This window comes from Neochlamydia sp. AcF84 (assembly GCF_011087585.1).
GTDB lineage: Bacteria > Chlamydiota > Chlamydiia > Chlamydiales > Parachlamydiaceae > Neochlamydia.
Genome location: NZ_VJOT01000068.1, coordinates 35,418 through 46,217 on the forward strand (window position 1 = coordinate 35,418; position 10,800 = coordinate 46,217).

13 protein-coding genes are annotated in these 10,800 nt (G+C 37.6%); 6 read left to right on the plus strand and 7 right to left on the minus strand.

All coding sequences use genetic code 11. The features are described 5' to 3' along the window. Positions 1–398: 398 nt before the first annotated feature. The 3 genes from NEOC84_RS07745 to NEOC84_RS07755 are packed head-to-tail and all read right to left on the minus strand — an operon-like array spanning position 399 to position 2,024. Positions 399–1,004, minus strand: a complete 606-nt coding sequence (locus NEOC84_RS07745) for a class I SAM-dependent methyltransferase (RefSeq protein ID WP_166157645.1) — start codon at positions 1,002–1,004, stop codon at positions 399–401. A gap of 27 nt (positions 1,005–1,031) precedes the next feature. Continuing rightward, on the minus strand, positions 1,032–1,544 hold the full coding sequence (locus tag NEOC84_RS07750) for a hypothetical protein (protein ID WP_166157648.1): 513 nt from the start codon (positions 1,542–1,544) through the stop codon (positions 1,032–1,034). A gap of 3 nt (positions 1,545–1,547) precedes the next feature. Next, positions 1,548–2,024, minus strand: a complete 477-nt coding sequence (locus tag NEOC84_RS07755) for an Asp23/Gls24 family envelope stress response protein (RefSeq protein WP_166157651.1) — start codon at positions 2,022–2,024, stop codon at positions 1,548–1,550. Positions 2,025–2,155: 131 nt separating this feature from the next. Here NEOC84_RS07755 and NEOC84_RS07760 point away from each other — a divergent pair, with 131 nt between their 5' ends. After that, positions 2,156–2,584, plus strand: a complete 429-nt coding sequence (locus tag NEOC84_RS07760) for a DUF4339 domain-containing protein (RefSeq protein WP_166157655.1) — start codon at positions 2,156–2,158, stop codon at positions 2,582–2,584. A 131-nt stretch (positions 2,585–2,715) separates the two neighbouring features. Here NEOC84_RS07760 and rpsN read toward each other — a convergent pair whose 3' ends face one another. Both rpsN and rpmJ read right to left on the minus strand, forming a co-directional pair. After that, the gene (gene rpsN / locus NEOC84_RS07765) at positions 2,716–3,021 is read right to left on the minus strand and encodes a 30S ribosomal protein S14 (RefSeq protein WP_039385795.1); all 306 of its coding nucleotides are present in this window, start codon (positions 3,019–3,021) and stop codon (positions 2,716–2,718) included. 15 nt (positions 3,022–3,036) lie between these two features. Beyond that, on the minus strand, positions 3,037–3,174 hold the full coding sequence (rpmJ, locus tag NEOC84_RS07770) for a 50S ribosomal protein L36 (protein WP_039385792.1): 138 nt from the start codon (positions 3,172–3,174) through the stop codon (positions 3,037–3,039). 323 nt (positions 3,175–3,497) lie between these two features. Between rpmJ and rpmH the strand changes: the two genes are divergently transcribed. From rpmH to NEOC84_RS07785, 3 genes are read left to right on the plus strand one after another with little or no spacing between them, the layout of a single operon-like run. Beyond that, positions 3,498–3,635 carry a 50S ribosomal protein L34 gene (rpmH, locus tag NEOC84_RS07775; RefSeq protein WP_042242994.1) on the plus strand — a complete coding sequence of 46 codons (138 nt, stop codon included), beginning with the start codon at positions 3,498–3,500 and terminating at the stop codon, positions 3,633–3,635. Further along, positions 3,632–3,985 (plus strand): ribonuclease P protein component, encoded by a 354-nt coding sequence (gene rnpA / locus NEOC84_RS09790; RefSeq protein ID WP_166157658.1) that lies wholly within the window; start codon positions 3,632–3,634, stop codon positions 3,983–3,985. Before rpmH ends, rnpA begins: the two co-directional genes overlap by 4 nt. Further along, complete coding sequence (locus NEOC84_RS07785) at positions 3,969–5,975, plus strand: UvrD-helicase domain-containing protein (RefSeq protein WP_166157661.1); 2,007 nt, start codon at positions 3,969–3,971, stop codon at positions 5,973–5,975. Before rnpA ends, NEOC84_RS07785 begins: the two co-directional genes overlap by 17 nt. A gap of 270 nt (positions 5,976–6,245) precedes the next feature. On the opposite strand, the gene NEOC84_RS07790 is transcribed toward NEOC84_RS07785, so the two are convergent. After that, entirely contained in the window at positions 6,246–7,286 is a 1,041-nt protein-coding gene (locus NEOC84_RS07790) for a thioredoxin family protein (protein WP_207391833.1), read from the minus strand. Between the two features lie 83 nt (positions 7,287–7,369). On the opposite strand from NEOC84_RS07790, the gene NEOC84_RS07795 reads away from it, so the two are divergent. Then, complete coding sequence (locus NEOC84_RS07795; protein WP_166157667.1) at positions 7,370–7,858, plus strand: DTW domain-containing protein; 489 nt, start codon at positions 7,370–7,372, stop codon at positions 7,856–7,858. A gap of 1,256 nt (positions 7,859–9,114) precedes the next feature. After that, positions 9,115–9,894, plus strand: coding sequence for a hypothetical protein (locus NEOC84_RS07800; RefSeq protein ID WP_166157670.1), 780 nt, complete (start codon positions 9,115–9,117; stop codon positions 9,892–9,894). Positions 9,895–10,194: 300 nt separating this feature from the next. On the opposite strand, the gene NEOC84_RS07805 is transcribed toward NEOC84_RS07800, so the two are convergent. Then, positions 10,195–10,800: ISAs1 family transposase (locus NEOC84_RS07805; RefSeq protein ID WP_166157673.1), on the minus strand; the 606-nt coding region annotated here is incomplete at its 5' end.

The following is a 10,800-nucleotide window of genomic DNA, read 5'->3' on the forward strand; positions in this document are numbered from 1 at the left end:
ATATTTGCCTACTTTCCGCTCATTCTGAATGACTGACCTCTTATTTAACCAGGCGGAGAAAAAATTCGCAATATAAAATTTTAGGCTATTTACAAAGTAAGATGCAGATAGAAATACTTTTTCTTGTTGAAATAAGAGCCTAGGCATAAATTTTCCTCGAGGGTTAAAAGTATGCTTTAAACTATCTTAGATGGTTTTTTTCTATTACTCAACGCTTGCCTATTAGCCTTAACGCCTTTCTTCTTGTTCTTGGCCCAGCTGACCATTTCCTACCTAAAAAATCTTAAAATCCCAGGAAAAGCTTTTTTATCAGATAGATGGCTCATGGCGTCTAGGTTAATAGCTGTTTTAAAAGTAAGCAGGTTTTGGCTTATCGATGTTTTAAGTTAAAGGAGAAGCTATATAGCTAGACGCTTTTGGATAAAGAGTAAATGGGGGCTTTTTTTATGTCGATTGATCCATTGATGATGACTGCAGCTCCACTCTAAGGGGCTTAGTTTTTCCACGAGAGATAGCACACTCTGCTCCTCACATTGCCCTTCAGGATGGCCTGGATAAAGTGTAATGCTTATAGCTCCACCCGGTTGAAGCAGCAGCATAGCTTTTTTTATACTTTCTATAGTAGTTTTTGCGGTAGTGGTTAGCGTTTTATCACCACCTCCTGGTAAATATCCTAGATTATAAGTAATCAATTTAACACTTTCAGAGAGAATCTCCTCAGGAAAGGTAGAATGACATCCTAAAATAAAGCGCACTTGTTGGAAATGAATGGAGGATAATTTTTCATGCAAATACTTCCTAGTAAGCTCTATTGCTCTTGGCAAAATGTCTAAGGCATAGATTAATCCTCCTTTAGGGTCCGCGCACAATTGTGCCAATATTAACGTATCTTGGCCATTCCCGCATGTAGCATCAATAACAAGGTCGCCTTTTTGAACTAATTTTTCCCAATAGAGGTGGGCAAGTTCTAGATGGGAATTAAAAAGAGGAAATTGAGCTCGCATAGATTTTTAAGAGGTATTAGAAAATTACTAGGGGATCTCTTTTTGAAAGCTTAAAGAAAGGACATATTCCTGCTGATAGCCCAGCAAACGAACTAACATCTCTTTCACGTCATCATTTATGCGTGCCATCAATGCTTTTTGTTTAGCAGAAGGAATATAAGGAAGATCGGCAGTGATGACTACTTTATTTTTTTTAATAAGAATGGAGCTCGGAACCTCTTCTTTAGGAAAGAGCTGTTTCCAATAATCATGCATATATTCTTGGAAGATGTTCTCGTCTAAAAAATAAGCATGATTATCTTTGGAATTAATTTTTAAATAACTTTTTTTTAAATTAGTCCGTAAGTAAAAAATGATAGCAACTCCGATCGCCAAACATCCTATCCCAAATAGTGAAAGAAAAAGCTGATCTCTCTCAATAAAGGCTACAAATTCTGAACGAACATGTCGGGAGGCTTGCACCAAAATACTTAGTAAGCCAAGCACTATAAAAAATAGAGAGATAGCAAAGGTAAGCAAGGGATAAAAAAATTGGTTCATAATTTAGAACTCATCGCTATAGTCTTCTTGGGTGCTAACCAAGTTTACAGGGGTTGTGGCGGGAGAAAGAGATTTCTTAGAATCGGCAGTTACCACATTTTTAAAGACCACGTGGATATAGGAGACATGTAAACCGGTAAGATGGGTAATTTCCTCAGAAACAAGCGTTTGTATTTCTTCCGCTTTTTCAGGGATAGAAATTCCGTAAAAAACGTTCACCTCAATTTTTATACCTACCGAGTGATTCTTGTTATCTTGCTCTGCTATGATGCCACGCGCTCCTTCGGTAGTATTACGTCCAAAGATACTGTCGATGAAAGTGCTCTCTACCAAAGTGACGCCTTCAATGCGATTCAGGCATTCAAGGACAATTCCTTGAAAGACTTTGTTGTCAACGTCACGAATAAACAGCGTTTCAGGTAGCTCAAATTCTTTGGTATCAACTTTTTTCACATCAATAGGCATTTTCTTTTCCCCCATGCTAGATTCTCCCTATAATAGTTGACAGCATCATAAATAAGAATATAATAAAAAGCTAACTGAAATAGTTGATGCTGCCCTATTAAATCGAAATTTATACTTAAAAGATAGCAGGGTGTGAAGAGAATCGTATGATGGTTAGTTTTTTTTTACTTTTTTTTCTGGCTGCCTTTTCTGCTTATGTGGCTAAACAAAGGGGACGGGATCCATTAATATGGTTCATGCTAGGTATACTTTTAGGAATTTTCTCTCTTATTTTACTTTTTGTTTTAAAACCTTTTGAAAATGATCAAACAGGGCCAAAAAATAAAATAGAAGAGAATGCGATTCCTAAATATGAAACTTTAGCGGAAGATAGAGGGGAAGTTTCGGAGGAGAATAAAGAATGGTTTTATCTGGACCAGGCACACCGCCAGCAAGGTCCTATTTATTTTAGAGAGTTATACACACTGTGGCTAGATAACAAAATAACCTCCTTAACTTATGTATGGTCAGAAGGGATGGCTGATTGGCAGCGTATCAATGAGCTTCCTAAAATTTATAAAAGGATTAGGAGCTAAAGGATTACGCACTTTAAAGATTGGCTAACGATTGAGGTCAAACTAAAAAGAAAAATAGTAAGCTTAAGGCTTTGTAGAACCATGCGTGTTGTTCTTTCAACCCTAAACTTACCTCTTATAATTTTTTGCTCTTACCAGCTAGACTTAGTAACGCCAGGAATTAATCCATGCAAAGCCATTTCTCTAAAGGTAAGGCGGGAGAGTTTAAACTGTCTAATAAATCCTCTTGCACGTCCTGTTAAAAGGCAGCGATTACGTAGACGAGTAGGGGATGAGTCACGTGGCATTTTGTTAAGCGCTACACGAGCTTCATGACGTTCTTCTTCTGAAATATTGATGTCAGCGGCTGTTTTTTTAAGAGCTTGTCTTTTTTCCCATTTCAGCTTAACAACTTTTTCACGACGTTTTGCTTTTTCTATTGAGGACCTTTTTGCCATATGATTATAATCTTCCTATTTTTTACGAGCAGGGCCTTTCTGCCGCTGTTTACGATTCGGGTCTTTCTTGTTAATCACATAAAGACGTCCTTGGCGACGTACGAGGATATCACCCTTCGATGGATCGGCTTTAACGGATGCTTTTACTTTCATATCTGTTCCTGCGTGTTACAATAATTTGTAAGTTAAGCGATTCTTATATCCTAAACCTTAATTTCCTTTCAATCCTTTTCTTGTAAAGGTAAAGAGAAGAGCTCTCAAGAGGCTTTGAGCGCTAAGGGGCTTATGGCTAGGACCTCTTTATAGACAGTAGATAAGGAAGCTTTAAATTAAAAATATAGTTGTTTTTCTCTTCCATTTTTTAGTTGCTTTATCATCAGTTTTCTCTACTTCTTTTCTTGCATTTATTTTACCTGTTTTGTATCCTGCTGTTCATGTTTATTTAATTGTCGAAAATTTTAATCAAGGAAGTTAATGTGAAGCGCACATACCAACCTAGTAAACGTCGTCGTAAATCTGAGCATGGCTTTCGGAAGAGAATGAAAACTGCGGATGGACGTAAAATCATCAATTCCCGCCGTCGCCGAGGTCGTAAGGCTTTAACAAGGGCGTGAAATACAGCTTTTCCAAGCTTTTTAGATTACGCAAGCGCTATCAATTTCAGAAGTTTACTCACAGCAGTAAACGTTTAATCGGGCGATGGGTTATCGTAGAAATCGTACCTAATCCTCTACAAATGACCCGATTAGGGATTACAGTCACCAAACGCTATGGTAAAGCTCATGATCGTAATCGGTTTAAAAGGATTACGCGAGAGGCTTTCCGCTATTGCCAGTCAAGCCTTCCATTAGGGCAAGACCTTAATGTAAAGCCGCGCGTTAATGCTAAACAGGCCACGTCTTTAGACATTTATACCGATTTAATGAAGCTCTTAAGTACCAATCATCATGAGCGAGGGACTTAATACTCAGCAGAAGCAAGCTGTGGATACCATTGCAGGCCGTGTCTTAATCTTGGCTGGAGCTGGTACGGGCAAAACGCGCGTTCTTACAATGCGTATGTGCCATCTAATCAATAACCTAGACGTTCATCCTCGCCATATTCTTGGCCTCACTTTTACCAACAAAGCTGCGTCCGAGATGTATCATCGAATGGCCGCACTCGTCCCCCATAGGATAGCCAAGCTAGTTACCTTATGTACATTTCATAGTTTTTGCATCCAGATACTAAGAGAAGAGATCGTACGTTTGGGTTATACCAAAGAGTTCACTATTTATCGTGAGAGTGATGTTCAGCGTCTCATTTCTACTATTGCACGTGATCTGCTAGAAAGAGAAAAAGATCTGCCTTCATTAGCCGCTACGTTAGCAGTGATCACGCAGGCTAAAAATAAAGGGCTTTGCGCAGAGCAGATTCAAAATACAGGCTCTGCCTGGCATGATCAATTTTCAAGCACTCTTTATCGTCGCTTGCAAGAAAGTATGCGTGCCTATAATGCTGTGGATTTTGATGATTTATTGGTGCTTACGGTGCAGCTTTTAGAAAAGTATCCCGACGTCCTTAATCGCTATCAAGAACAGTATCGTTATATTATGATCGATGAGTATCAAGATACCAACCCTATTCAGTATCGCTTAGCAAAATTGCTTTCCGCAAAGTATAATAATTTGTGTGTAGTAGGTGATGATGATCAGTCTATTTACGGCTGGCGAGGAGCGGAAGTACGCAACATTTTAGATTTTGAGCAAGCAGTGGTGATTAAGCTAGAACAAAATTATCGCTCGACCAATACAATTCTTAAAGCCGCTAATGCGGTGATCAGCAAAAATCAGTCTCGTTATCCTAAAGCTTTATGGAGCACCAAGGGAGAGGGTGAGCCCATTGAGATTTTTTATGCGCCTCAAGAGAGTGATGAGGCTGAAGCTGTGGTGTATAGAATGGTCAAAATGAGGGAAAAAAAAGGCTTACGTTGGAATGATTTTGCCATTTTATACCGTTCCAATGCTCTTTCTCGTGCTTTTGAAACGGCTTTATTAAAATATACGTGGACAGAGAATGGGCAATGGATGAAGGGGATACCTTATCAAATTTACGGGGGCATAGAATTTTATGAAAGGCGTGAAGTCAAAGATTTATGCGCTTATTTACGTGTAATAGTCAATCATAGAGATCAGGAAGCTTTACTACGTATTATTAATCAACCACGACGGGGGATAGGTGGAATTTCTTTAGATGCTCTTACGGCCTATAATCGCCAGCAGAATATTTCTCTTTGGGAAGTTTTAAAAATGGTAGGTGATGACCAGCTTAAAGAGGAAGAGATTAAGAGTTCCTTACCTGCAAAAACTTTGAAAGCTATCCGAGAGTTTGTAGCTCTTATTGAAGAAGCTCAAGAGCGCTTTGAAAAAATGCCTTTAGCAGAAACTCTTCAATGGCTAATTGAAAAAATTGATTACCGTAAAGCTATTGAGGAAGAGGTTAAAAGTTCGCAGATGCGGGAATTTAAGTGGGAAAATTGCCTGGAGTTTGTGGAGACGTTAAGAGATTATGCATGTAAGGTAAAAGAAAAACTTCATAAGCAACCACGGTTATATGATTTTTTAAGCACAGTTTGCTTAGAAAATGATTGGGAACGTATGGCTCGTCAGCAGCAAACAGGAGAAGATAAAGTCAATTTAATGACTTTCCATAGTGCTAAAGGATTGGAATTTCCTGTATGTTTCTTAGTAGGAATAGAGGATCATATTATTCCTCATGAGAAAAGCTTAAAAGAAACAGGAGTAGAGGAAGAGCGGCGTTTAATGTATGTAGCGATGACACGTGCGATGCAAAATTTAGTGATTAGTATGGCTTGCTCTCGACATAAAATGGGCAAAAAAGTCTCTTGTAAGCCTTCGCGTTTTCTTTATGAGATTCCCAAAGAGCTCTTAAGAGTCACGGAGTGGGGTGGGTAAAATAGCAAGTCCTTAGGTTTATCCTGTCCGGGGTGTAAACAAATATTCTTAAAAAAAGGCTGCAGATAACTGACTAGCCTACAATTTTACTGGGAGATGAGTGTCAATAAGTTTTAAAAAACTAAGTCCCTCTAATCCATTGTTTAAAAGTTACCTCTTTATTTAAAGAGCTGGTTTATTAGAGGGTAGGGATATAAAAAATGATTTAAAGATATTTAATATTCTAAATCGCTTCTTCGATTTTAACTTAATCTAAACTTTTATTGCTCATTAATGCTTAACTATTGCCGTTTCAGTAGCCATTTGAGATTTAATATTCTTAATAGCAGTTGAGATCTCGATTTTCGCCGTAGGAGGGGCAGACGTAAAAGAACTTTCAGCAAAATTTAGGGCCTCTGTAAGATTATTTCTATCAAAATAAATTTGCGAAATAATCATCTGAAGACGCCAAAGATGTTCTTTATCCTTAGGGCCAAACTTCTGGATATAATTGACAAGAGAAGCTACGGCTAGATCAGCTGAGCGCTTATCACCCGCCTCGGTATAGCCTTCAAAATCAATAAGTGCTAGATGATAATGAGTCATCTTCTCATTGTTAGGATCCATTAACTGTAGCTCTTTCTTTAATGCCTTAGCTTCAGCGAGCCCAGACAGGCCCTCTTGAGTCATTTTGCGATAGCGTTCAATCATGAAAAAATGGCTATCTTCCGAATTAACCCCTACTTTAATAATTTGGTTAATATCGCTCTCATATCCAAAATTTTGGGCTACTTCATAAAGTTTTTTAAGTTCAGCGCTAGAATACTTGTGTTTGTTTATAGCCTCTACCTTTTTTTGATAGTCAGAATAGTCCGCGACAATTTTTGAAAGGTGGGCGGCATACATCTTTCCGCCTCCTGCGCGATAGCCAGTGATGCCGATCTGCTTTTGTTGCTGGCCATCTAAAATGATTAAAGTAGGAAAACTACGTATATTATATTTTTTTTGGAGTTGTTTGTTTTGGACAGCTAAGGGAGTGGGAAGGGTAGAATTTACTGGAAAATCTAGTCTCATAAAAATAAATTTATCACCTACTGCTTGCGCAAATTCGGGCGTATCTAAGCTTTCTTGCTCAAGCTTGGAACACCAAGTACACCAGTCTGAGCCAGTAAAAAATAAAATAATGGGCTTAAATGTTGCTCGGGAAAGGTTTTCTGCTTCCTCATAATTGGTCATCCACTGGAGGGAATCAGTGGAGATACCTTGAGCAGGAGTCATAAAAAAGGTAACTCCCACCATCATACTGCACATATAGGTTAACACTGGCCTCATATATATTTTTCCCTCTTGAAAATGAATTTAAACTCATGTTACTATACTTTTTTTTAATGCATATTAACTAATTAATTTATATCATGCAATCCTTTCCTCCTACCGTAGTTTTACGGCATCATAAAGAAAACCTTAAAAAATGCAGCTTAAGGGGTCTAGAAGGAGTTGAAGATTTCCATTTTTATACCTATCCTAAAAGCATTTTACCTTCTCTCGTAGGGTATACCATGTTGGCGTTGGAGGCTCCGGTTTTATCTTTAGAAGATGCAGGGCAGGGCCTATTTATTTTAGATAGCACCTGGCGCTATGCAGAAAAAATGCTAAAATTTGTGGAAAGGCATGCCGATCTACCAAAAAGGAGTCTGCCTCCTCATTTTCGCACCGCCTATCCTCGGCGTCAAGAAGATTGCATAGATCCAGCACGTGGATTAGCCTCTATAGAGGCTATTTATGTTGCTTATATGCTTCTAGGGCGTGATACTACTCAAGTGTTAAACCACTATCATTGGAAGGAAGATTTTTTGAAAATCAATGGATTAGAAAAGGAAGAGGGAAATTCTACGATGGCTTAAGTTAAAAAGCTCTGGATCACAAGCGATAACCTTATGGGCAGGTAGTTGTCTAATCGCTTAAATTCCAAAAAAACTTTTTCCTTGTAAGTGTTAAGGCTACTTTCTTGCTTTTTACAAGAGAAAGCACAAAAACCCCTTATAAAATTTTTTGATTTAAATTTTGGATACATTAAATAAAGCTAACAATTCTAAGGTTTTCTTAAGGAAGTTTGGTTGGAGACTTTCCCTCCAAGGTTATCCATCTACATGATACCATTTCGAAGCAGTTGCATTGAAACCAATTGGGGCAAACTCTTAGGTTCAATTCAGTCTACTCCTTAAGCTTGTTCTATTGGGTATTATCTTAACTCATCGTACGCAGATATAAAGTTTCTTTGTAAAGTTTACGGTTCTTGATAAGCCATCTGGTTGGCTTTAAGGATTAACTGTATCTTGAAACAAAGTGATTGAGAGGGAGTTAAAAATTCAAATTCGCAACTAGCGAGAAGAGAGGCTAAAATATGGTTTCTTTGAGAGCAAAAAATTTTAAGGGGAGACTTTTTAAGGTTAGTATTTTGCTTTATCCCTTGGTAATCTTCTTCTGTCTTCCGCCGTTTGTGAGAGTTTTCATAGATTCGTTCAGGCTCATGATTTTAAGTCATTAGTCCGTGCAATAGGGAGAATCCCTATAGAATCGTCCTTGTTTTTGAAGATCTGCGTTTTCACCTCGCAAAAGTGTATGATTTCTTAATCACTTTAGACGGTTAGGAAAAGTATAATCGCCCTTGTTAATAATGCTTAGAAAAAGATTAATCTTTTTTACTTGACTTTCCTTCGCTATGAAAAAATGCCAGCAGGCGATTCTGTTTTTATCCGTACAGGGCTTTTCTTCTCTCGTATCATCAATAATCTACATCTCCCTTGTTTTGGTATAGATGATCCTCTTGCCTTTTAACCTATTGCCAGTGCTTTCGATCCCCCCTTAGATTGTCATTAGGAAAAGTGGTGAGGATCTTAGCTGTCTAAAGGATTGGATACTCGTGTAGCTATCGCTTGCTGGTTTTGGTTGATAAAATAGCCAGTATAAATATCAAGAAAATCGAATTTCATTTTTTCTCCCTCTTTAAAAGCAAAAGCTTCTGAGAATAGTTTTATTAATTCATTTATCTGTAAGGAAAAGATAATTAAGTTGAATAAATACTGTATTTTAATCTTTTAAAATATAATAATTGAAACTTATATGAATAAACCATTAGCCCTTATAAAGGAGTTAATTTATGTACTTTACAAGCATGCCCGCTTTTGGATTTGAAACTTTTGCTTGCAATGCCGAAGATTGTTATAAAGAAATGATTAAAAAAGTTAAGCAGAGAACATCTGATTTACAACAAAGAAAAATGTCACAGCTAAATGTACAGATAGCAGAATTAAAAGAAATCTCTAGCTTTAATGATCCCGATTATCAAAAAGTCGAGGATGAATCAATTAACAATGCAGCTAAAGATGCATGGAAAATTGCCAACATTATAAAAGCATTAGGGTATATTCCTTTAATCGGCACCCTAATTGGTCTGTCGCGTATTTCAATGGCCGCGAAAACCCTAAAAGATGAGTTGCCAAATAAGTATAATCACATAGGTCGCGGATGTGTAGAGCTATTGAGTTTAGGATTTTTATTATTGATTCCTGACCTTGTTTTGACGGCCTATAGAGCCTATGATGTAAGAAATAGGAATAATAGATTAGATTCAATTAATCGGTGGGACGTCTGCAAAATAAACATAAGAAATAAACAATACTCTTGTCCTTCAGCTTTATCTCATCGTCCTCATCGATTAGATCCTACTGATCGCCAAAATGCATGCAAAATATTAGATATTCCCCTTGAAAGTGCTAATGATTTAAAATTAATTGAAGAACATTATCAACAAATAACTAAAGGTTTAGAACGAAGAATATCTAAAGTCACAGATGTTTTTGCCGCACGTTTACTGCTTATGCTAGACGATGCTCAAGCTGCTTATAGGACATTAAATAAGTCACATGGACTTTCATAATGACAATGAGAGCGGACGGAGTAAGCTAGCAAGATTTTTACTAAAGCATATTACTCAAAAGACTAGAAAGGCAGTGGTGATAAAGCTTTGAGTCAAAGCTTCACCAGGAAAGCCTATACAAACTATAAACGAGGGCCAAACAATTGATCTCTTCCTTTAAATGCTTATGTTACTTAAATTTTAATGTACCACTAAACTAAGCATTCGTGGTCATTAATGATTACTAACGAGATTCCACAAAAATTTACCCCTTGTAGTAGAAGAGCCTTTGTTAAAAATCAGGGAAATTGCATGAAGATTTTATTTACCATTTAGCATTTCCATCATGTAGTCTCGATTCCACCCGGCTTTTGCTCTCTTGCCCTTAATTCCTGCCTTTGTTTTTGTATCAGCTTTTAGTAGATTCATTGTACATCTTTTCAAAACTGATAGATTTTGGGCACCATGGTCTTTACGGACTTTGCTTTTATCTTCCCCATAAGAAACATCTAATTGCCAATGAACCTTATTCTCTATAGGCCAGTGCGAACGTATGCCTAGCCCATGCTTTTCAGCATTAGCTTTTTCACTAGCAATATAGTATCTAGCCTCTACCGATGTTTTATCTTTAATGCGCCTAGTGCTTCTCATGCAGACCAGAGCATTTAGGTCCACCCATTCTTTTCTTTGAGGCAGCCAATCTAATCCATGGGTACACCAAACTTCTCGCTTTTCAAAACGATCTCTACTCTTTTCTTCAATCAAATAATAATCACAGCTAGCTTCTTCAGGTTTTACCTTTATAGCTTGAACAAAAAAGTTTTTGGCTTCTGCATGTAGATTCCCTTGATTACCTTTCAGTGCGAGTAAGTAATGGCCTCCTTGATGGCGAATCTGTTTAGCTATCTGTTTTTGACATCCAGCTGC